The organism is Embleya sp. NPDC020886 (genome assembly GCF_044333915.1).
GTDB lineage: Bacteria > Actinomycetota > Actinomycetes > Streptomycetales > Streptomycetaceae > Embleya.
In genome coordinates, this window is sequence record NZ_JBIRRX010000001.1 from 259,732 (window position 1) to 280,673 (window position 20,942).

General features: G+C 72.2%; 19 protein-coding genes. 14 read left to right on the forward strand and 5 right to left on the reverse strand.

The window, feature by feature from the left end:
• Positions 1–25: 25 nt before the first annotated feature.
• The 3 genes from ACH4U8_RS01130 to ACH4U8_RS01140 all read left to right on the forward strand — a co-directional run bounded on the left by ACH4U8_RS01130 (position 26) and on the right by ACH4U8_RS01140 (position 1,673).
• Positions 26–619: a hypothetical protein gene (locus ACH4U8_RS01130; RefSeq protein WP_360314335.1), complete on the forward strand. Its 594-nt coding sequence runs from the start codon at positions 26–28 to the stop codon at positions 617–619.
• Positions 620–682: 63 nt separating this feature from the next.
• Positions 683–1,030, forward strand: coding sequence for a hypothetical protein (locus ACH4U8_RS01135; protein ID WP_360314333.1), 348 nt, complete (start codon positions 683–685; stop codon positions 1,028–1,030).
• 76 nt (positions 1,031–1,106) lie between these two features.
• Positions 1,107–1,673, forward strand: coding sequence for a hypothetical protein (locus tag ACH4U8_RS01140; RefSeq protein ID WP_395775485.1), 567 nt, complete (start codon positions 1,107–1,109; stop codon positions 1,671–1,673).
• A 15-nt stretch (positions 1,674–1,688) separates the two neighbouring features.
• Here ACH4U8_RS01140 and ACH4U8_RS01145 read toward each other — a convergent pair whose 3' ends face one another.
• Entirely contained in the window at positions 1,689–2,162 is a 474-nt protein-coding gene (locus tag ACH4U8_RS01145) for a helix-turn-helix domain-containing protein (protein WP_360314503.1), read from the reverse strand.
• Positions 2,163–2,287: 125 nt separating this feature from the next.
• Here ACH4U8_RS01145 and ACH4U8_RS01150 point away from each other — a divergent pair, with 125 nt between their 5' ends.
• The 3 genes from ACH4U8_RS01150 (at position 2,288) to ACH4U8_RS01160 (ending at position 5,766) form a co-directional block, all read left to right on the forward strand.
• A complete protein-coding gene (locus ACH4U8_RS01150) occupies positions 2,288–3,571 on the forward strand; it encodes an MFS transporter (RefSeq protein ID WP_395775486.1) in 1,284 nt (427 codons plus the stop codon).
• A gap of 303 nt (positions 3,572–3,874) precedes the next feature.
• Entirely contained in the window at positions 3,875–5,134 is a 1,260-nt protein-coding gene (locus ACH4U8_RS01155; RefSeq protein WP_360314327.1) for a sensor histidine kinase, read from the forward strand.
• On the forward strand, positions 5,122–5,766 hold the full coding sequence (locus ACH4U8_RS01160; protein ID WP_395775487.1) for a response regulator: 645 nt from the start codon (positions 5,122–5,124) through the stop codon (positions 5,764–5,766). The genes ACH4U8_RS01155 and ACH4U8_RS01160 overlap by 13 nt, the downstream gene beginning before the upstream one ends.
• 49 nt (positions 5,767–5,815) lie before the next feature.
• Here the strand turns inward: ACH4U8_RS01160 and ACH4U8_RS01165 are convergent, their stop codons facing one another.
• From ACH4U8_RS01165 to ACH4U8_RS01175, 3 genes are all read right to left on the reverse strand, one after another.
• Positions 5,816–6,793: a fumarylacetoacetate hydrolase family protein gene (locus tag ACH4U8_RS01165; protein ID WP_360314323.1), complete on the reverse strand. Its 978-nt coding sequence runs from the start codon at positions 6,791–6,793 to the stop codon at positions 5,816–5,818.
• Positions 6,794–6,977: 184 nt separating this feature from the next.
• The gene (locus ACH4U8_RS01170) at positions 6,978–7,913 is read right to left on the reverse strand and encodes an MBL fold metallo-hydrolase (protein ID WP_360314321.1); all 936 of its coding nucleotides are present in this window, start codon (positions 7,911–7,913) and stop codon (positions 6,978–6,980) included.
• A 140-nt stretch (positions 7,914–8,053) separates the two neighbouring features.
• Positions 8,054–8,584, reverse strand: coding sequence for a TIGR03086 family metal-binding protein (locus tag ACH4U8_RS01175; protein ID WP_360314501.1), 531 nt, complete (start codon positions 8,582–8,584; stop codon positions 8,054–8,056).
• A gap of 310 nt (positions 8,585–8,894) precedes the next feature.
• Here ACH4U8_RS01175 and ACH4U8_RS01180 point away from each other — a divergent pair, with 310 nt between their 5' ends.
• Together ACH4U8_RS01180 and ACH4U8_RS01185 are read left to right on the forward strand one after the other, a co-directional pair.
• On the forward strand, positions 8,895–9,602 hold the full coding sequence (locus tag ACH4U8_RS01180; protein WP_360314319.1) for a DsbA family oxidoreductase: 708 nt from the start codon (positions 8,895–8,897) through the stop codon (positions 9,600–9,602).
• Between the two features lie 26 nt (positions 9,603–9,628).
• Entirely contained in the window at positions 9,629–10,852 is a 1,224-nt protein-coding gene (locus ACH4U8_RS01185) for an MFS transporter (protein WP_395775488.1), read from the forward strand.
• A 49-nt stretch (positions 10,853–10,901) separates the two neighbouring features.
• Here the strand turns inward: ACH4U8_RS01185 and ACH4U8_RS01190 are convergent, their stop codons facing one another.
• Positions 10,902–12,548, reverse strand: a complete 1,647-nt coding sequence (locus tag ACH4U8_RS01190; protein ID WP_395775489.1) for a family 20 glycosylhydrolase — start codon at positions 12,546–12,548, stop codon at positions 10,902–10,904.
• 500 nt (positions 12,549–13,048) lie between these two features.
• Here ACH4U8_RS01190 and ACH4U8_RS01195 point away from each other — a divergent pair, with 500 nt between their 5' ends.
• The 6 genes from ACH4U8_RS01195 (at position 13,049) to ACH4U8_RS01220 (ending at position 20,786) form a co-directional block, all read left to right on the forward strand.
• The gene (locus ACH4U8_RS01195) at positions 13,049–15,568 is read left to right on the forward strand and encodes a nitrate- and nitrite sensing domain-containing protein (protein ID WP_360314313.1); all 2,520 of its coding nucleotides are present in this window, start codon (positions 13,049–13,051) and stop codon (positions 15,566–15,568) included.
• On the forward strand, positions 15,565–15,990 hold the full coding sequence (locus ACH4U8_RS01200) for a roadblock/LC7 domain-containing protein (RefSeq protein ID WP_360314312.1): 426 nt from the start codon (positions 15,565–15,567) through the stop codon (positions 15,988–15,990). Before ACH4U8_RS01195 ends, ACH4U8_RS01200 begins: the two co-directional genes overlap by 4 nt.
• 80 nt (positions 15,991–16,070) lie before the next feature.
• Positions 16,071–17,285, forward strand: a complete 1,215-nt coding sequence (locus ACH4U8_RS01205) for an ABC transporter substrate-binding protein (protein WP_360314310.1) — start codon at positions 16,071–16,073, stop codon at positions 17,283–17,285.
• 31 nt (positions 17,286–17,316) lie between these two features.
• The gene (locus ACH4U8_RS01210; protein WP_360314308.1) at positions 17,317–18,192 is read left to right on the forward strand and encodes a branched-chain amino acid ABC transporter permease; all 876 of its coding nucleotides are present in this window, start codon (positions 17,317–17,319) and stop codon (positions 18,190–18,192) included.
• Entirely contained in the window at positions 18,189–20,075 is a 1,887-nt protein-coding gene (locus ACH4U8_RS01215) for an ATP-binding cassette domain-containing protein (RefSeq protein WP_395775490.1), read from the forward strand. The genes ACH4U8_RS01210 and ACH4U8_RS01215 overlap by 4 nt, the downstream gene beginning before the upstream one ends.
• 3 nt (positions 20,076–20,078) lie before the next feature.
• Entirely contained in the window at positions 20,079–20,786 is a 708-nt protein-coding gene (locus tag ACH4U8_RS01220; RefSeq protein WP_360314304.1) for an ABC transporter ATP-binding protein, read from the forward strand.
• Positions 20,787–20,942 lie beyond the last annotated feature (156 nt).

The following is a 20,942-nucleotide window of genomic DNA, read 5'->3' on the forward strand; positions in this document are numbered from 1 at the left end:
ACCCGCCCCCGGTATAAATCGCCGGATGGGATCACAGGCGGCACAGGACGTGGAATCGACGGTCGCACACGCCGTCGCGGTATTGACCGAGGCCACCGAGGGCGAGCGTGACTGGTCGCGCCCGGCGGGCGGGTTGGAATGGGACTGTTGGTACACGCTGGTGCACGTGGTCGGCGATCTGTACGCGTACGCGGGCCAGGTCGCGTCCGCTCGGATGGACGACTACGTCCCGGTGGACATCCAGGCGGACGACGACGCGACGCCGAGCACGATGTTGCACGCGGTCCGCGCGGGCGGCGCGCTGCTCGCGACCATGGTGGCCACCCGCCCCGACTCGGCTCGCGCGTTCCACCCGTACGGGATCTCCGATCCGGACGGCTTCGCCGGAATGGGCATCATCGAGGTGATGGTCCACATGCACGACCTGGCCGCCGGTCTCGACCTGGCCTACGAGCCCGATCGGCAGGTCTGCGCCCGGGTACTGACCCGGATGTTCCCCGACGCCCCCGCCGGCTTCGCCCCGTGGCCCACCCTGCTGTGGTGCACCGGCCGTACCGAACTCCCGGGCCACCCGCGTCGGGTCGGCAAGTGGCGCTGGCGGGGCCTGCCCGACGCGTAGGGCCGAGACAAATACCGGACCGCCCCGAGGCACGCCTCGTACCCCGACTCGGAAGGAACCCCCGTGCCCGCACCGTCCCTGGATGGACTCGGTTTCGCCCCGCTCGATCGTCCCGAGCACGGCGAGGTGGACGCGTCCACGTTCTTCGCGTACCACGAGGCCGACGGGGTGGTCTGGGCCGACTACCGCGGCGGCGACATCGTCCGCGGCCACCTGATCGGCACCCGCGACGGGGACACCCTGGACTTTCGCTACACGCAGCTCAACCGGTCCGGCGCCACCGCGTCCGGGCACTGCGTGAGCGCCGTCGTGGTGTTGCCGGACGGTCGGCTCCGGCTGGAGGAGACGTGGGAGTGGGAGTCCCGGGAGGGCAGCGGTACCAGTGCCGTGGAGCAGGTCCCGGGCTCCTGAACCCGACACCCGGTCGGTTGTCGGACGCGGTATCTACGTTGAACCCCAACGGACATCGCGACCGAAGGGGTGGGCCATGGGATTCAACGGGGACATCGTCGTATTACGCGCACGGACGCCGTTGGCGGACCTGGCGCCCTACGTCGGCGGAAACGGACATCCGGTCTACGGCGAGTGGGCCTACGCGGACGGCTGGCGCGCGGTGCACGTGCGCCACTTCGAGGACCCGTACGCCTTCCAGGGCCCCTGGCTCACCGACCTGGCGGCGCGCACCGGTTCGCCCGTGTTGGTCTGCGGGGTGTTCGAGAGCGATGTCGCGCACGTCCAGGGGCTGAGCGGCACGGACTTCTGGGAGGGCTGGCTCGATCCGGGCAGCGCCGCCACGCAGTTGGCCGGGAATCGGTGGAACCGGGCCGGGCAGCAGGGCGACTTCGGCCGTTTCCGGGACGAGGCCGCAGCGTGGCTGGAGGAGGATCGGCCGCGCGTCGCAGAGGCGGCCGTGCGGTGGGCCGCGGCGGCCGGATACCGCGTACCTCCCGAGCCGATCCTGGAGTTGCTGAGCCTGCAGCGGGACCCGTTCGTGCAGCACCTGTTCTTCGAACTGCTCACGTGCCTGGGGCTGGTGTCGCTCCCGGAGCGGTGATCGGGCGGGCCCGACTCACTCGGCTCCCGCCGCCTCGACGCCCTCCGGCACCTTCTCCACCTCCGTGTCCTGCGGCCCGATCGGGCGGCCGTCCGCAGCGCGTACCTCCAGCGTCCGCAGCGGGCGGCCCTGACGCCGATCCAGCAGCCGGGACTGCGGCTCGGCCGGCTCGAACCAGTGCGCCTCGCCCCACTGGCGCAGGGCCACGATCACGGTGAACAGGTCGCGGCCCTTGGCGGTCAACACGTACTCGTTGTAGGCACTGCCGTCGGATGCCGGGACCACCTCCAGGATCCCGCCGGCCACCAGCGCGCGCAGTCGGGCGGTCAGGATGTTCTTGGCCACGCCCAGGCTGCGCTGGAACTCGCCGAATCGTCGGCTCCCGTCGAACGCGTCGCGCACGATCAGCAACGACCACCAATCGCCGATCGCGTCCACCGAGCGCGCCACCGGGCAGGTGCTCTCGTCGAACCGGGTGCGCTGCACCATGCGGGTCGTCTCCTCGTCCTCGGATCGGGCGGCCACTCGCCGCCACCATGGTTGCAACATGCTACCAAGCTCGTCTAGCGTGCATCCGGTAGCAACTTGCCACCGGATTCGAGGGAGAGCGTGACATGGCAGTCGAGCAACAGGGCGGTCCGAGGCGGATCGAGGCCGAGGCGGGAAACCCGGAGGCCGCCTCGCTCTCCCGCGCCCACACCCTCCTGTTCGCGGTCGCCGCCGGCGTCGCCGTGGCCGGCGTCTACCTCGCCCAACCGCTGCTGGTGACCATGGGCCACGACCTGGGCCTGGCCCCGGGCACCGTCGGCGTGGTGGTCACGCTCACCCAGGTCGGCTACGCACTCGGCCTGTTCCTGCTCGTCCCGCTCGGCGACCTGCTCGACCGCCGCCGGCTGATCGTGGGCCAATTCGCGCTCCTGGCCGCCGCCTCCGCCGCCGTCGGCCTGGCCGGTCACGCCGCCCTGCTGCTGGTCGCGATGATCTGCGTCGGCCTGCTCGCCGTGGTCACCCAGGTGGTCGTCGCGCACGCCGCCTCGCTCGCCGCCCCGGCCGAACGCGGTCGCGTCGTCGGGGCGGTCACCGGCGGCGTGGTCCTGGGCATCCTGCTCGCCCGGACCGTCTCCGGCACGGTGGCCGACCTGGCGGGCTGGCGCGCGGTGTACCTCGGCTCCGCCGCGCTGAGCCTGGTCCTGGCCCACACCCTGTACCGGGTATTGCCGCGCGGGCGGGACGACCGGCCCGCGGCGACCGGCGGCGCCCGGCTGTCCTACCGCAAGCTGCTCGTCTCGATGCCGACCCTGTTCGCGGCGGAACGCCTCTTCCGGGTCCGGGCCCTGTTCGCGCTGCTGATCTTCGCCGCCTTCAGCACCCTGTGGAGCAGCATCGCGCTCCCGCTGAGCGAGCCGCCGCTGTCCCTGTCGCACACCGCGATCGGCGCCTTCGGCCTGGCCGGCGCCGCCGGCGCGCTCGGCGCGATCCCGGCCGGCCGACTGAGCGATCGGGGCCACGCGAACCGGGTCACCGGGATCGCGCTGGTCCTGCTCACCCTGTCCTGGCTGCCGCTGGCCTTCACCCGCCAGTCGCTGTGGGCGCTGGTGGTGGGCACGATCATGCTCGATCTCGCGGTCCAGGCGGTACACGTGAGCAACCAGACGCTGATCCACCCGCTGCGGCCGGACGCCGGCAGCCGACTGATCGGCGGCTACATGATCTTCTACTCGATCGGCAGCGCCGTCGGGGCGATCGCCTCCACCACCTTGTACGCGGCGGCCGGCTGGTCGGCGGTCTGCCTGCTCGGCGCGGGCTTCGGGGCCCTGGCCCTGGTGGTGTGGGCGGTGGACGCGCGCCGCGGGCCCCGGGAGCGCGCCGGTGCGTCCGCGCCGACCGTCACACCGTGACCAGTACGTTCACAATCACGCCGACGACGAGCAGCAGGATCACCCAGGACCACACCGGGCGCTCCGCCGACCGAGATCGCGGTGGTCGTCGGGTCATGGTCGACTCCTTCGTCGTGGGGGTCGACCGCTCCCGGACGAGCCGCCGACCCCCACGAACGTAGGATCCCGAGGCGGTCGCCCGGCATCCCGGCCACGGGCGTTTGTGGGGTGGTGTGCGCACCACCCCGCGAGGGGGCCCGGCCCGGCTGTCGGTCCGGTGCCGCGCCGGAGAGCATCGAACCAATCCGGGAAAGGGGTCGAGCGATGTCCGCGAGGTCCGGCCTGTCCCGAACGCTCGCGGCGCTGCGCCGTCTGCCCGGCCGGCTGCTGCTGCTCGCCGAGGCCGGCGGCACCGCACTGCTCGCGCTACTCGCCCTGCCCGCGGTCGTGCTGGTCGCCGCGCTGTGCGTCGTGGGCGTCGGCCTGCCCCTCGCGGCCCCGCTGCTGCGCACGGTGCGCCGACTGGCCGGGATCGAACGCCGCCGGGTCGCCGGCGTGCTCGGCGGCCCGCCGATACCCGAGCACTACCGCCCCCTGGAGGGCTCCCTGCTCGGCCGAGCCCGGATCGCGCTCACCGACCCGGCCGGCCGCCGGGACCTGCTGTGGCTCCCGGTACACGGGTTGACCGGCCTGCTCGCCGCCGTGCTCGGCCTGGGCCTGGGCCTGAGCGCCGTCAACAACCTCACCATGCCGCTGTGGTGGTGGGCCGTCCCGGGCCGGCCGCCCTCCGGGGCCGGATTCCCGGTCGACTCGTGGTGGACGGCCGCGGCGATGGTGCCGATCGGTGCGGCCCTCGCGATGCTCACGGCCACCCTGGTCCCGATCCTGCTCCGCGGTCAGGCTCGACCGACCCGCCCGCTGCTCACCCCCTCGTCCACCCCCCACCTGGTCGAGCAACTGGCCGAGGCGACCGCCGGCCGAGCCGCCGCATTGGACGCACACGGCGCCGAACTGCGGCGCATCGAAAGGGACTTGCACGACGGTACGCAGAATCGACTGCTTGCCGTGGTGCTGCACCTCGGGTTGATCGAACGGGCCCTGGAACGCGATCCGGAGCAGGCGCTGCCGCTGGTCCTGCGCGCTCGGCGAGCCGCCAACGACGCGCTGGACGAACTGCGCGACGTGGTCCGCGGCATCCACCCGCCGATCCTGGCCGAACGCGGTCTGGACGGCGCCGTCTCCGCCCTGGCCGCCCGCTGCCCGGTGCCCTGCGTCGTGCGGACCGTCGGCCTGACCCGGGCCCCGGCCGCCGTGGAGACCGCCGCGTACTTCGTCGTCGCCGAGGCGTTGAACAATGTGGCCAAGCACAGCCACGCCGACCACGTCGTGGTCACGTTGGCGCAGGAGGAGGACACGCTGGTGATCGAGGTCGAGGACGACGGGCGCGGCGGCGCGGACGGGCACCCGGGCAGCGGCCTGATCGGCCTCCGGCGGCGCGCGCTCGCCCTGGGCGGCCGGCTGACGGTGCACAGCCCGGTGGGCGGGCCGACCCGACTGCGTGCGGAGTTGCCGTGCGGGTGGTGATCGCCGAGGACGACGCGCTGCTGCGCGAGGGGCTCACCCTGCTCCTGGCCGGCGAGGGCTTCGAGGTGCCGGCGGCGGTGGACAACGGCACGGATTTCCTGGCCGCCGTGGCAACCCACGAGCCGGACGTCACCGTGGTCGACGTACGACTGCCACCGGACTTTCGCGACGAGGGGTTGCGGGCCGCGATCGAGGCCCGGCAGCGTCGACCGGGGCTGCCCGTGCTGGTGTTGTCCGCGTATGTCGAGGACCGCTACGCGGCCGAGTTGCTCGCCGACGGCAAGGGCGCGACCGGCTACCTGCTCAAGCAACGGGTGGGCGACGTCGCGGAGTTCGCCGACGCGCTGCGCCGGGTGGCGACGGGCGGCACGGTGATGGACCCGGAGGTGGTCGCCCAACTCCTGGTCCGCCGCCGCTCGGACGACCCGTTGCGCGAGTTGACCCCGCGTGAGCGCGAGGTGCTCGGGCTGATGGCCGAGGGTCGCTCGAACACGGACATCGGCCGGCTGCTGGTGATCAGCGAAGGCGCCGTCAACAAGCACATCCGCAACATCTTCGCGAAGCTCGGCCTGGCACCCGACGACGTGGGACATCGACGGGTGTTGGCCGTACTCGCCTATCTGAACGGTTGAGCGATCGCGGGCAGGCGGTCGGGCACCCGGCCGCCTGCCCGCGCGCGCCTCACGCGTCGAAGGCGTCCCGGCGGGTGCGCGGACGCTTGCGCGCGGCCGGGATCGGCTGCGGGGCGGCGCCCTCGACCACCGTGTTGGTCAGCGTCCCGATGCCCTCGACCGTGAGCGCCACCGTGTCACCCGGCTTCAGCGGCGACAACTCCCGCCCCAAGCCCCACAGTTCGCCGAGGCAACCGCCGTTGCCGCAGGTGCCGGTGCCGAGCACGTCGCCGGGACGGATCCAGGTGCCACGCGAGGCGTAGGCGACCAACTCGGCGGGCGGCCAGCCCATGTTGACCAGCGAGTCGCGGCCGATCTCGACACCGTTGACCGACGCCCGCAGCGCGATGTCCAGGAAGCCGTCCGCGTCCCGGTACTCCTCGAACTCGTCGGCGGTCACCAGCCACGGGCCGAGCGTGGTCGCGGTGTCCTTGCCCTTGCACGGACCCAGACCGACCCGCATCTCCCGGGCCTGGAGGTCGCGCGCCGACCAGTCGTTGAAGATGGTGTAGCCGACGATGTGTTCCGCGGCCTGCTCGACCGTCAGGTCCTTGCCCGCGCGGCCGATCACGATGCCGACCTCCAGTTCGAAGTCGAGCACGCTCGACCCCGGCGGCATCGGCACCACGTCGTCGGGGCCGATGATCGCGTAGGGGTTGGTGAAGTAGAAGGTGGGCAGCTCGTACCACTCGGGCACCACCGTGGCGTCCGGCCCCTGCACGGTGATCGCGACGCCCTCGACGTGCTCCTCGAACGCCACGAAGTCACGCACGGTGGGCGGCTGCAGCGGCGGCAGCAGGCGCACGTCGGCGAGCGCGACCGAGGGCTGCGACAGGGCCTGCTCACCCGCCGCGCGCAACGCCTGCCCGCCCCGCTCGATCAACGAGAGCAACGTTTCGCCCGCCGGCAGCGGGTGCACGGTATCGCCACCGCTCGACAACACCCCGGAGTGGATCGAGCCATTCAGGTCGAAGGTCGCGAACTTCACGATTGTGCTCCTTGTTCCGTACGTGCCGAGGACCGGCGACGGTGCGTCGGTATCGCTAAATGATCACACCGCCCCCAACCCCGACCAAAAGCGCCGGCCGGGCCGTCAACGGCCCGGCCGGCGCCCATGGCCGATCAGCCCGGCCCGCGTTCGAGGCCGGCCGGGCCGCAGGCCGCACCACTCGTCACGCGTAGCAGGAAAGCGGCTTGCCGTCGTTGAACACGACCATGTCGCCGAGCGCGCCGTAGATGTCGATCGACGCGGCCCGCTCCGCCCCGTTCAACTCGGCATATGCCCGGTGCAGGTTGCCGACGATCCGCTCCGAGTCGGACAGCACCGCGTACTCGCCCAGGTCCGTCTCCCGCGCCACGCTCAGCGGGTCCAGCCCGGCCTCCAGACCCTTGCGGGCCGTCTCCAGGAGGAAATTCGTGTACCCGATCGCATAGTCGATCTGCTCCGGGCCACACACCTCGCCGTGCCCGGGGACCAGCGTGGTCGCGCCCAACCCCTTGATGCGCTCCAGCACTTCGAGGTAGCCGGCGGGCGAACCCATCAGCAGGAACGGGGTACCGCCGTTGAAGATCAGGTCGCCCGTGTAGAGGACGCCCTGCTCCTCCAGCCACACCACCGAGTCGTTCGAGGTGTGCGCCGGCCCGAAGTGCCGCACCTGCGCCCGCAGTTCGCCCGCGTACACGGTGACGCTGTCGGTGAAGGTCAGGAACGGCGGTGCCGCGCGCAGCCCGCCCCAGCCGACCCCCGGCCAGATCGCCTCGACCTCCATGATGCCCAGATTGAGGATCTCGGCCCGGGTGTTCTCGTGCGCCACGATGGTGGCCGACTCGAACAGGTAGTTCCCGTTCGTGTGGTCGCCGTGGTGGTGCGTGTTGATCAGCGTGCGCACCGGCGCGTCGGTGTGCTTGGCGATCGTCTCCTGGAACATCCGGGTCCGGGCCTCGGTGGCGCAACCGTCGATCGCGACGACGCCCTCCGGGCCGACCAGGAAACCGGTGTTGTTGATCCACCAGGTGCCGTCCGGCTGGATGTACGCGAACGCTCCGTCGGCCACCTCCTGGACGCGAGGGGGATCCATCCGGCCGTGATCGTGCTGCGACGTGCTCATCGATACTCCCGATCGACTGGGGGTGTGCGTTGACGTGCATACACCGCCGACCACCCGGCGCGCAGCCTGACGACCCGTCAGTTGCCGAGTCCGGTAGTGCTTGTCCCGGGATGTCCGGGGGCCCGGCGGCTCGTTCGGGCTCAGTTCACCGCACGACCGGTGAACGCGGCGAGCCGGTCCGCGGCCGGCGCGTCCGCGGCGACCGGCTGCTCCGGGCCGAACGCACGCCCCTCGCCGCGCGCGGCGTCCGGCAGGGTGCTGCGCATGCGCTCCAGGAGCGTCTCGGCGAGCTCGGGGTCCAGGTCGGTCGGCCTGCCCAGCGCCCGGGCCAGGTCCCACGCGTGCACGAAGATGTCGCCGGTGGCCAGGCCGAGCAGGAAACCGCCGGTCTGCTCGCCGAACGGGGTCTTGATCGACGCGGCGATCCGCTCCGGCGTGAAGGTCGCCAGCATCGTCTCGACCACCGCCTCGAAGTCCTCCCTGGGGTCCTCGGAGACCGGCTCGGACGGCCCGGTCAGGGCCGCCGCGAGACCGCGCTGGGCGCCGGTGGCGTGGGCGAGCAGGCCCTTGACGTCCCATTCGTCGCACGGACACGCGAGTCCGAGCTTGGCGTCGTCGACCTCGGCGAGCAGCGGGCGGAAGGCGTCGACCGCACGCCGGTACTGGGTCATCTGGTCCACGAGGGCTCCTTCGAGTGATGTCGAACAGGTGAAGTCGAGCGTTGTCGAGTGCCGACGCCGCGTCGACACGGCGTGCTCGACCGGTGACGCACGACGGGCAGCGGTCAGGCTACGCCTGGGCTCGGGCTGCGGATACAGCCGGTTGGGGAATGTTTGGCGGTCGCACGTATGTTTCCTTTTCGGTGCGTCCGCCGCCGTGACCGTCGGTACGTCCGTCCTGTACATCGCCCCGTGTCCCGGGACGCCGCAGCCGCTGTGCGGCCAGTGCCCGCGACCACCGAGCAAGAAAGCCGGAGAGCAAGTGAAGGTCGAGATCTACAGCGATATCGCGTGCCCGTGGTGCTACGTCGGGAAGCGCCGCTTCGAGCGCGCGCTCGCGGCGTTCCCGGGCGCCGAGGACATCCAGGTCACGTATCGCCCCTACCAATTGGACCCGAGCACACCCACCGAGCCGTCGCCGCTGCGCGAGCGGCTGGCCGAGAAGTTCGGCGCGGCCAACCTCGACGGAATGAACGCGCGGCTCGCCGACGTGGGCACCGCCGAGGGCATCACCTTCGACTTCACCCGGGCGCTGTCGGTGAACACGCTGACCGCGCACCGGATGTTGTGGCTCGCCCTGACCGAGTTCGGCCCGGCGGCCCAGGCCGCGCTCAAGGATCGGCTGCTCGCGGCCTACTTCACCGAGGGCGAGAACGTCGCCGACCACGTGCGGTTGACCGAGTTCGCCGTCGAGGCCGGGCTGGACCGGGATCGGGTGGTCGCCTTCCTCGCCTCCGACGAGGGCACCGACGAGGTCCGGCGCGAGATCGCCGAGGCGCAGGAGATGGGCGTCACCGCCGTGCCGACGTTCGTGTTCGAGGGCACCTGGGCGGTGCAGGGCGCCCAGGAGGCGTCCACGTTCCTCCAGGTCCTGGAGCAGGTGCGCGACCAGGTGCGCGAGCAGAGCGGCGAGTCCGCCCGGCCGGCGACCGACGGCGACGCGTGCGCCGACGGTTCCTGCGCGGTGTGAGCGCCCCGGGGGAAACGACCGGGCGGTTGTCCATCGAACGTCTACAGCGGGCCCGGTGGGCCGCGCTGTGGGTGTTCTTCGCGTTCAGCGCCGCGGTGGCGGATTTCCTGGCCCGGATCCCGCAGTTCAAGGAGGATCTGGACCTCGACGACGCCCAACTGGGACTGGCCCTGCTCGGCTCGCCGGTGGGCGCGCTGGTGGCGGTCCAGCTCGCGGGCACCGCCGCCGGGCGCTGGGGCAGCAGGCGGGTCGCGCGGGTGTCGGTGATCGGCGGGTGTCTGGCGCTGTTCCTGCCCGCGTTCGCCTGGAACCTGCCCTCGTTGGCGGTCGGCCTGCTGATCCTGGGCGCGCTGATGGGTTTCACCGATGTCGCGGCGAACGCGCAGGGTGTCGCGATCGAGCAGCAGTTGGGCCGGCCGATCATGAACGGGCTGCACGGCGGCTACAGCCTCGGCGGGTTGTTCGGCGCGCTGGTCGGCTCCGGAGCGGCGGCCCTGGGGGTCACTCCCCGGGTGCATCTGTCGGTGATGGCGCTCGTGCTCGCGGTCGGGGCATGGGCCGGTTCGCGGGCGCTGCTGGGCGTCGCGGACGATCCGCACGTGCACACCCCGGCAGCGTCGGACTCGAAGTCGGCGTCGGCCTCGGCGTCGGAATCGGCGTCGGGTGAAGCACCTGCGGCGGCCACGGGCGGTCTGGTCCGGCTGCTCGCCGGCTACCGCGCGGTGGTCCTGCTCGCGCTGATCGGGCTGTGCTCCTTCGTCGGCGAGGGCGCGGTAGCGGACTGGAGCGGGGTGCATCTGCGCGAGACGCTGGACAGTTCGGCGGGGGTCACCGGGCTGGGCTTCGCGGGCATGTCGGTGGCGATGGCGGCCGGCCGGTTCGCGGGCGATCGGGTCGTGGAACGCTTCGGCCCGGTACGGGTGTTGCGGACGGGCGCGCTGATCGCGGCGCTGGGCATGGCGCTCGCGCTGGTCACACCGTGGCCGGCGGTGTCGGTGCTGGGCTTCACGCTGTTCGGCGTCGGAGTGGCCCCGGTCGCCCCGGTGACGTTCAGCGCTGCCGGCAACACCCCGGGGGTGCCCGCCGCGTGGGCCATCTCGCGGGTGACCGGCATCGCCTACATCGGGCTGCTCGCGGGCCCGCCGGTGATCGGCTTCATCGCCCACCACACCAGCCTGACCACGGCGTTGGCGATCCCGGCGGTGCTGGTCGCGATCATCGCCCTGACCGCGGGCGCGGTCCGCCGCTGACCCGGCCCGTCCTCGGGCGCAGCCCCGCGCCCGAGGACGCGGCCCCGCGTCAGGTCAGCCGGTCCGCGTGGTTGATGCCCTGCGCGTCCCAGCGCGCCTCGTGCGCCGCGGCCCGGGTGCGAAAGTCCGCCCAGTCGCGCCGTTCCGGGCGGGACCAGGCGGCCTCGGCGACCGAGGCGATCCGCGGGAAGAGCAGGTACTCGGCGTCCGCGATGGTCTTGATCGTCTCGCCCCACAACGCGCCCTCGACCCCGAGCACCGCGTCCGCGGGCAGTCCGGGCAGGTGCGTCGAGGGTTCCCAGTCATAGGACTGCCGCACGTCGACGGTGCCGGCCCAGGTCACCCCGAGCCGCTCGCCGGCGCTGTACTTCATGTCCAGGTAGGCGTGGTCGGCCGGCGCCAGCACCACCTTGTGGCCGGCCCGCGCGGCGGCGGCGACCTCGGCCGCGTCCTGCCGGGCCGCGCCCCAGTACTCCAGGATCGCGCCGGGCAGCGGGTCGCCGGAGGCGAGTTGGTGCCAGGCCATGGTCTGCTTGCCGTGCTTGGCCACCAGGGGTTGGGCGCGGGCCATGAAGGCCCGGTACTGCGCGGGCTTGAGCGTGTGCGTCTCGTCTCCGCCGATGTGCAGGTAGGGGCCGGGGGTGAGTTCGGCGAGCCGGCCGAGCACCTCGTCCAGGAACGTATAGGTGGCCTCGCCGTCGACGCACAACGAGGAGAAGCCGACCCGGGTGCCGGTATAGGGGGTGTACTGCTTGCCGTCGCAGGCCAGTTCCGGGTAGGCGACGATCGCCGCGTTGGTGTGTCCGGGCATGTCGATCTCGGGCACCACGGTGATGAAGCGCTCGCCCGCGTAGTCGATCACCGCGCGGTAGTCGGCCGCCGTCCAGAACCCGCCCGGCCCGCCGCCCACCTGGGTGGACGCGCCGATCCCGGTGAGTTCGGGCCGCCCCTCGATGGCGATCCGCCAGCCCTGGTCGTCGGTCAGATGCAGATGCAGGTGGTTGAACTTGTAGGCGGCGAGGTGATCGATCAGCCGGCGCATCTCGGCGGGCGGATAGAAGTGCCGGGCCAGGTCGATCATGATGCCCCGGTACGGATACCTGGGCGCGTCCCGGACCACGGCCGGGCGCAGTTCGAACGGCGGCTCGACCGGCACCAGTTGGCGCAGCGTCTGGGCGCCCCGGTAGAGGCCGACCGGCACGCCCGCGCGGATCGTGGCGCCGTGCTCGGTGACGATCAGCTCGTACGCCTCGTCGCCGTCGGGTCGGCCGGCCGGGTCCGGATCCAGGACCAGGGCGAGGTCCGCGCCGGTGCCGGACCGGGCGTCGACCAGCACGGGCAGCGGCAGGCCGGTGGCGGCGCGCAGTTCGGCGGCGACCGATTCGGCGACCGCCCGCGCGGCCTCGGTCGCGGCCCGCACCCGGGTGTCCCGCCCCGGTGTCCAGGGGCGGCCCGGTCCGCCGAGCGCCTCGACCGGGATCGGCACGAGTCCCCGCGCGTCGGCCGCCAACGGTCCGCTCGGCAACACCCGGGCCTCGGCCCCGCCGGCGGCGGGCCGGCCGGGGTCGCCGGTCCCCTTCGGGTCGGCCTTCGGCGGGCCCCCCGAGGAGGAGGCGGCGTCGGTGATCCACACGGCCGCCCCCGCGGCGGCGATCGGGACGGTGAGGAAAAAAGCCAGGGCGCGTCGCCGCAACATGTGACTCTCCCAATTCGCTCCGCCGGGATCGGTCTTCGACCCAGTCTAGGCAGCCGTCGGCGACGATCCGGTTGGTCGACACACCGATAAACGGAAGGCAACGATCCGGTATATCCCAACGAATGGTTGGCAAACGGGCACCGGAGGGCGGGGGTGGAAATACGGATATAGGGGTCCGAGCAACGACGGTGGGTCTCAAATGTCTTGATATCCCGGTGTGTACGGGCATGCCCCGCAATCGATCTTCCTTCGCGGGGTTAACTTACGCATGTCAACATTCGGGGGCGTATGCGGGACTCCCGGCTCCTTACCCACCTGCCACTGCGAGCACACGTGCGAATGCCGCTAGGCTCTGCCCGTCGTGCACGGAATAGGACGCGATCCGCGTCACCGAAAGCGCAAGACCGGAAAGTGCGAATCATCGGGAAAATGACGTACTTGACAAGCGGAATACTCGACTCCGTATCCCTGCCTCGCTCCACCCCGGCAACGATCTGGTGGTGGACGACCTGAACATCACTCGGAAACTCGTCCTGCTCGTCGCCGTGCCGCTCACCGTGATGGTGGGGTCCGCGGGACTCGCCGTGTCCACCACGACCGGCGAGGCCCTGGACGCGAACCGCCTGCGCTCGCTGACCCAGGTCTCCGGCGAGGCCGGCGAACTCGCGCACCGCCTGCAGAGCGAACGCGCCGCCGCCGCCGCGGTCCTGTGGCCGGAGGCCGGCAGCGGCGCCCTGGTCACGTACCATCAGCGCACCGCCGCGACGGACGAAAGCGCCACGCGCTACCGCAAACTGCGCAAGGACCTGGGCTCGATCCCCGGCAACACCAAGGAACGACTGCGCAGGCTGGACGCGGGTCTGACCGACCTGACCGCGCTGCGCGAACAGGTCCAGGCGCCCAAGGGCACCTCGCTGACCGCCGTCGTCTTCCGCTACCGCATCCTGATCGCGGACGCGCTCGACTACCGCGACAGCGTGGCCCAGGCCGGCGGCGCCGGCCCGGACAACTCGGACCGCCTGCGCGCCGCCGCGGCCCTGTCGCACGCCACGGAGTGGCTGGGACAACAACAGACGGCGGTCCTGCGCGCGTTGGCGTCCAGCCGGATCTCGCCGTCCCAACAGCAGGACATCCTGGCCACCCGCACCGGCTACGACGAGAGCGAGACGTCCTTCGAGTCGCTCGCCGACTCGGAGTGGCTGGGTTGGCTGGAACTGGCCCAGACCGGCCCGGAGATCCTGGCCGTGCACCAGCTCGAGGACGCGGTGTCCCGAGCCAAGGTGGACACGCCCATCCTGATCAGTCAGGACGTGTGGACCAAGGCGACCGCGGACCGGATCGCCCGGATCAGTGACGTCGAACGACGCGTGGACGCCTCGGTGCTGTCCTCGGTCAGCGACGAACGCGACGACCGTCGTTGGTGGGCGATCGGGCAGGCCGCCGCGGTGCTGCTCGCGCTGGCCGCCGCGGTACTCCTGGTGCTGCGGCTGGGTCGACCGATGACCCGCGAACTGCTGCGCCTGCGCGACACCGCGCACGAGGTGGCCTACACCGGCCTGCCGGACGCGGTGGCCAAGCTCCAGCAGGGCCGCTCCCTCGACGGCGCGACCGCCGACGAGATCGCCGAACGCGCGGGCACCCCCATCGAGGTGCGCGGCAAGGACGAGATCGCCGAGGTGGGCTCGGCGTTCAACACCGTCTTCACCGCCGCCGTCCGGATCGCCGCCGAACAGGCGGTGCTGCGTGCCGGTATCGCCACCGTGCTGGTCGCCCTCGCGCGCCGCAACCAGCGCCTCACCGACGGCCTGGTCAAGGTCCTCGACGAGGCCGAGGCGCACGAGCACGACCCGGACCGGCTCAAGCGGCTGTACTCGCTCGACCACCTGGTCCAGCGCATGGGCCGCAACAACACCAGTCTGCTGGTACTCGGCGGCGAGGGCACCGCCCGCGTGCGCGAGGACGCGCTGCTGCTGGACGTCGCACGCGCGGCGATCGGCCGCATCGAGCGGTTCACCCGGGTGGACCCCGGCGCGGTGGATCCGCGCATCCTGATCGCCGGTCGGGCCCGCGACGACGTCGCGCACCTGCTCGCCGAACTGTTGGACAACGCGACCAAGTTCAGCCGCCCGGAGACCTGGGTGGTACTCCAGGCGAACCGACGCGGCGACGGCGCGGTGCTCACCGTGACCGACTCCGGCGTGGGCATCACCCCGGAGCGGATCGCCGGATTCAACGAACGCCTGGCGGCTCCGGCTCAGTTGGACGTGCACGCGGTGCGCGCGATGGGTCTGACCGTGGCCGGCCACCTGGCCACGCGCTACGGCATCACGATCACCTTGAGCCAGGGACCACAGGGCGGCACCGTCGCCGAGGTGGGGCTGCCCGAGGACATCGTGGTCTTCCGCGATCGCCCCGGCCGGCACCGCGGGGTGCCCAAGCCCGAGGTCGCTCCGGTACCGGCCTCCGGCCGGGCACTGGACGTGGGCGTACGGGCCGGTGGCCACCCGGACCCGGGCCCGTTCGAGCCGGTGGCGAACGTGTTCACGCCGACCCGACCCCAACCGGTCAGCGACGCGAGCGCCCCCGGACCGCGCGAACCCGCGCCCTCGGGGCTGCGCTTCACCGGCGAACGGCCGCCCGCGCCCGCCGCCCCGACCCCGCCCGCACTCGCCCCGATGAGCTCGGCCGAACCCGCCGAGCGCCCGGTGCAACCGCAGGCGCCCGCCGGTCCGACCCCGGAGTCGGCACTGCCCACCCGCACCACGAACACGGGCCTGCCGCTGCGCGTTCGTCGGGACACTCCCAGCGTGCACCCGGGCACTCCCCCGGCGCCCGCCGCACCGCTGGTCGACACGACCGGGACGCCCCCCAGGGCGAACACCACGCCGGACCGTCGCGACGCCCGCCAGGTGTCCGCGGCGATGTCCGCCTTCGCGCAGGGCATCGGGCACAGCCGGTCCCGCCGCGCCCCCTCGCCCCGCCCCGGCGGCGGCGATCCGGATCACAAGGAGAGATCGTGACCCACCCCACCGCAGCCGATCTCAGTTGGCTGCTCAACGATTTCGCCACCCGGGTGCCCGAGGTACTGCATGCCGTCGCGGTCTCCGCGGACGGTCTCGTGGTGGCCAACACCAGCTCGCTGCCGCAGGACCGGGCGGACCAGCTCGGTGCGGTCGCCTCCGGCCTGGTCAGCCTGCTGGCCGGCGCCGCGCGCCTGTTCGGCACCGACCCGGTGGCGAGCAACCTGACCGAGATGAACGGCGCGTTCATGTTCTCGATGCAGGTCAGCGACGGTGCCTCGCTGTTGGTACTGGCCTCGCGTGAATGCGACATCGGTCAGGTCTCGTTCGAGATGGCCGAGCTGATCAACCAGGTCGGCCCGGCCCTGACCCCCGCCGCCCGCGAACGCTTCCTGCACGTACAGCGCGGGGCGCTGGGCTGACCGAAGCGCCCTCGCGTCCCTCCCGACGCGGCCCATTTCGACCGCTCGACGCTGTACCCGTCCAAACCCTGGAGCACGTCATGACCCCGGCAAGTCCCATATCCCGACGCTCGTTCCGCGTCACCTCGGCCGGCCTGCTCGCCGGTGCGCTCGCGTTCACCGCCGCGTGCAGCGGCAGCGCGGCGGACGACAAGAAGGGCGGGTCGTCCTCGGGCACGCTCAAGATCGGCCTGACGATCCCGCTGACCGGTGTCTACGCCGCGCTCGGCCCGGACCTGCAGAACGGTTTCCAGACCTACCTGGACCAGCACGGCGGCAAGCTGGGCGGGCACAAGATCGAACTGGTGATCACCGACGAGGGCGACGGTCCGGCGACCTCGGTGCCCTCGGTCACCAAGCTGATCAAGCAGGACAAGGTCACCGCCGTGGTGGGGCTGACCAACGCGGCCACGGTGGCGGCCAACGTGCAGGTCGTGAACGACAACAAGGTGCCGATGATCGGCGCGGTCGGTCGTCCCGGCAAGATCGACAAGCCGGACTACGTCTGGCACACCAGCTACCTCTCCGAGGAGCCGGGTGTGGCGGCGGCGCCGTACATCAAGGAGAACGTGCCCGGCGCGGTCTACGCGATCGGCCCGGACTACCAGGGTGGTTGGGACCAGCTCCGCGGCTTCACCGAGACGTACGACAAGGCCGGCGGCAAGCTGGCGAACCCGGACGGCAAGACCAAGTTCACCCCGTTCCCGGGCACCACCAACTTCCAGCCGTACTTCACCGAGATCAAGAACTCGGGCGCCAAGGCGGTCTACACGTTCTACGCGGGCACCGCCGCGGTGAACTTCGTCAAGCAGTACAAGCAGTCCGACGTCAAGGACATCCCGCTGTACGCGGCGGGCTTCCTGACCGAGGGTGCGGTCCTGGGCGCCGAGGGCGACGCGGCCAAGGGCGTGTTCACCTCGCTCAACTACACGCCCACCCTGGACATCCCGGCGAACCGCTCGTTCGTCGCGGCCTACCAGGGCAAGTACAACGCGCTGCCGACGATGATGTCGGCGACCATGTACGACGCGGCCGCCGTGCTGGACAAGGCGATCGCCGCCGCGGGTGACAAGGTCACCCCGGAGACGGTCAACGCCGCGATCTCCAAGACCGGCAAGGTCGACAGCCCGCGCGGTTCCTGGGAGTTCAACCCGAGCACGCACGCGCCGGTGCAGAAGTGGTACCTGCGTGAGGTCAAGCAGGACGGCACCGCGCTGAGCAACGTCATGGTCCGCGAACTCGGCACGCTCGGCTAGCGGCGGCTTCGGAAGCGAAAGGGAGCGTGCCGTGGGCTGGTTCGACGACAATTTCATCCCGGCCGTGGACGGGGTGGCCTACGGGCTGCTGCTGTTCGTCGTGGCCGCGGGCCTGACCCTGGCCTTCGGCTCGGGCGGAGTCCTCAACCTGGCGCACGGCACGCTCTACGCGTTCGCCGCGTACACCGCGACCGCGGTCGCCGACGGCTCCTGGGTGGGCCTGGCACTGGCGGTGCTCGCGGGCATCGGGGCGGGCGCGGCCGGCGGCGGGGTGCTGGCGGCGCTGACCGCGCCGATCGCCGGCCGAGGACACATGGCGCAGGCGATGTTGACCTTCGGCGTCGCCCTGGTCGGCGGCGATCTGCTGACCACCTGGTTCGGCAAGGACGACCCCCAGGTCCTGGTGCCCGGCGCGCTGGAGAAGCCGGTGTCGATCCTGGGCCACAACTACCCGGGCTACCGGCTCGCGTTCATCGTGGTCGCGATCGTGCTCGGGGTCGGCGGCTGGTACGTGCTGGCCCGGACCCGGATCGGCGCGGCCGTGCGCGCCTCGGTGGACGACCCCGAAATGCTCGCGGCGGGCGGCATCTCGCCGGCCCGGGTGCGCACCGGCGTACTGGTCGCCGCGGGTGCCCTGGCGGGCCTCGCGGGCGGTCTGGGCGCGCCGATCATCGGCCCGTCCACGTCGGTGGCCAACACCGTGCTGTTGCAGTCCCTGCTGGTCGTGGTGATCGGCGGACTGGGCTCGGTCGGCGGCGCGTTGCTCGCCGCGATCCTGGTCGGCGAGGTACAGACGCTCGGCGTCACGCTGATGCCCGACCTCGCGCCGTATCTGCTGTTCGCCACGATGGCCGTGATGCTGATCGCGCGCACCGCGCGCTTCGGCCCGACGGGGAGCCGAGTATGACCACCCTCGCCCTGCGCGCACGGACCGCGCTGCATTCGCCGCGTGCGCGCCTGGTGGGCCGCGTCCTGGCCGTCGCCGCGATCGTGTGGTTGTTCGCGGCGCCGTACCTGGTCGGCCTGTTCACCCTCATCCTGCTGTCCCAGGCGTTGTCCCTGGGCGTGCTCGCGGCCAGTGTCGCGGTGCTCGGCGGCGGCGCCGGGCTGCCCTCGCTCGGCCAGGTCGCGCCGTACGCGGTGGGCGGCTACACGGCGGCGATCCTGGCCGAACACGGCATGCGGATCGGCGTCGTACACACCCTGGTCGCCGCCGCCGCGGGCGCCCTGTTCAACGCGCTCACCGCACCGATCGTGGTGCGCACGCGCGGTGTCACGGTGCTGATGATCACGCTGGCCGTCGGCGAACTGGTGCGCACCGCCGCGGAGAAGTGGAAGTCGGTCACCGGCGGTACCGACGGCAAGTCGGGTGTGCCGCCCATCCAGCCCTTCTGGGGCATGGGCGACCTCGTCGACGACGTGGACACCTACTGGTACGTGCTGCTCACCACGCTCGTGGTGATCGGCATCACCGCGGTGGTGCTGCGCTCGCCCGCCGGCCTGCTGCTGGACGGTGCGCGCGAGAACGAGACCCGGATGCGCGCGACCGGCCACCCGGTGACCCGATACCTCTCGGTCACCTACATCGGCGTCGGCGCGCTCGCGGGCGTCGCGGGCGCGCTGCTGATCTCGGTACAGCGCTACATCTCGCCGGCGCACATCGGCTTCGACACCTCCTCGCTGGTGCTGCTCGCGGTGGTCATCGGCGGTGGCGCCTCGCTGGTCGGCGCGATGATCGGCGCGGGGCTGATCGTGTTCACCCGGGACTGGCTCTCCGGTCCCTGGCCCGGGCACGGTCCGCTGCTGCTCGGCGCGCTGTTCCTGATCGCGGTGTACACGCTGCCGGGCGGCCTGGTCGGCCTGACGGCGGGCGGTCCGCGGGCCGCCTGGCGGGCCCTGGGCCGGGCCACCGGCACTCCGGACCCGGCGGACGAGCCGGCGGACCCGCAGAAGGCCGAGGAAGAGAAAGCGGAGAAGCCGGAGAAGCCGGCGACGACGGAGCAGGCGGTGCAACCCGCGGCCGATCCGGACGCGCTGCTCACCATCACCGGGCTGACCCGCAGATACGGCGCACTGGCCGCCGTGGACGGGCTGGACCTGACCGTGCGGCGCGGCGCCCGACACGCGCTGCTCGGCCCCAACGGCGCGGGCAAGTCGACCGTGCTCGGCATGATCGCGGGCGCGACCCCGGTGACCTCGGGCACCATCGTGTTCGCCGGTCGCGACATCACCCGGCTCGCTCCGGCACGTCGTTCCCGGATCGGTATCGCGCGCGCCTTCCAACAACCCGCGGTGGTGCCCTCGCTGTCCGTCCTGGACAACGTGGCCCTGGCCGCCTGGCGGCACGCGAGGATCACCGGCGCGGGCTGGCGACCGGTGCGCTACCGGGCCCTGGCGGGCGAGGCGGCGACGCATCTGGAGACGGTCGGCCTGACCGATCGCGCCGACGAGATCGCCGGCGAACTCTCGCACGGCTCACGGCGGTTGCTCGACATCGCGATGGCGCTCGCCGGGCATCCCACGCTGCTGCTGCTGGACGAGCCGGCCGCGGGTCTGACCGATACCGACATCGTCCGGCTGGCCACCGTGCTCAAGGCGCTGCCGGCCGAGGTGACCATGGTGCTGGTCGAGCACAACTTCGCGCTGGTGCGCGAGGTCACCGACACGGTCACGGTGCTGGCCTCCGGACAACTGCTGGCCACCGGCACGCCGGACGAGATCGCGGCGGATCAGGCGGTCCGCGACACGTATCTGGGCGCGTCCGAGCCCGAGCACCAGGAAGTGGGCTGAATCGTGCTGGAGATCGGCGAACTGACGGCGGGTTACCAGGGCGGCTCGGTGCTGCACGGGGTCGACCTGAGCATCCCCGAGGGCACGGTGCACGCGCTCCTGGGCGCCAACGGAGCGGGCAAGTCCACCCTCATCCATACCGTCGCGGGGCTGCTCAAGCCCTCGGGCGGACGCGTCGAACTGTCCGGCACCGACCTGACCGGCCGCCCCGCGCACCGGGTTTCGCTCGCGGGCATCGGCCTGGTGCCGCAGGGCCGCCGGGTGTTCGCGAGCCTGACCGTGGCCGAACACCTCAAACTGGCCCACCGCAAACACGCCGCGTGGACGCCGGCACGGGTGTTGGAACTGCTGCCCCGCCTGGGCGAGCGGGCCGGCAACCGGGGATCGCAACTCTCCGGCGGCGAACAGCAGATGCTCGCCATCGCCCGGGCCCTGCTCGGCGGTCCGCGCCTGGTCCTGCTGGACGAGCCGACCGAGGGCCTGTCCCCGGTGATCGCCGAGCAGATCCGCGGGCTGATCACCACCCTCGCCGACGAGGGCCTGACCATCCTGATCGCCGCACCGCAACTGGGCTTCGTCCAGGGCATCGCGGACCACCTGACGGTGCTGTCCACCGGACGCGTCACCGCCCGGCTGACCGCGGCCGAGGCCGCCGCCGACCCGGGCCCGATCCTGGCCGCGCTGGCCCCGGGCGTGGCCACCGTCGGCTAGGGCCTACCCGGAACAAGCGCCGCGGGCGCGGGGGGGGGGCGGGCGCCCCCCCCCCCCCCCCCCCCGAACCCCCCCCCCCCCCCCCCCCCCGACCACCCCCCCCCCCACTACACCACCCCCAACCCCCGCACCCCCCACAGCGGGTAAACGGTAGAC

Bases quoted from the DNA above. Each gene is read 5' to 3' on its own strand.
- ACH4U8_RS01215 (WP_395775490.1), top strand. From the start codon at position 18,189: ATGACCACCCTCGCCCTGCGCGCACGGACCGCGCTGCATTCGCCGCGT.
- ACH4U8_RS01150 (WP_395775486.1), top strand. From the start codon at position 2,288: ATGGCAGTCGAGCAACAGGGCGGTCCGAGGCGGATCGAGGCCGAGGCG.
- ACH4U8_RS01155 (WP_360314327.1), top strand. From the start codon at position 3,875: ATGTCCGCGAGGTCCGGCCTGTCCCGAACGCTCGCGGCGCTGCGCCGT.
- ACH4U8_RS01130 (WP_360314335.1), top strand. From the start codon at position 26: ATGGGATCACAGGCGGCACAGGACGTGGAATCGACGGTCGCACACGCC.
- ACH4U8_RS01145 (WP_360314503.1), bottom strand. From the start codon at position 2,162: ATGGTGCAGCGCACCCGGTTCGACGAGAGCACCTGCCCGGTGGCGCGC.
- ACH4U8_RS01170 (WP_360314321.1), bottom strand. From the start codon at position 7,913: ATGAGCACGTCGCAGCACGATCACGGCCGGATGGATCCCCCTCGCGTC.
- ACH4U8_RS01140 (WP_395775485.1), top strand. From the start codon at position 1,107: ATGGGATTCAACGGGGACATCGTCGTATTACGCGCACGGACGCCGTTG.
- ACH4U8_RS01190 (WP_395775489.1), bottom strand. From the start codon at position 12,548: ATGTTGCGGCGACGCGCCCTGGCTTTTTTCCTCACCGTCCCGATCGCC.
- ACH4U8_RS01205 (WP_360314310.1), top strand. From the start codon at position 16,071: ATGACCCCGGCAAGTCCCATATCCCGACGCTCGTTCCGCGTCACCTCG.
- ACH4U8_RS01175 (WP_360314501.1), bottom strand. From the start codon at position 8,584: ATGACCCAGTACCGGCGTGCGGTCGACGCCTTCCGCCCGCTGCTCGCC.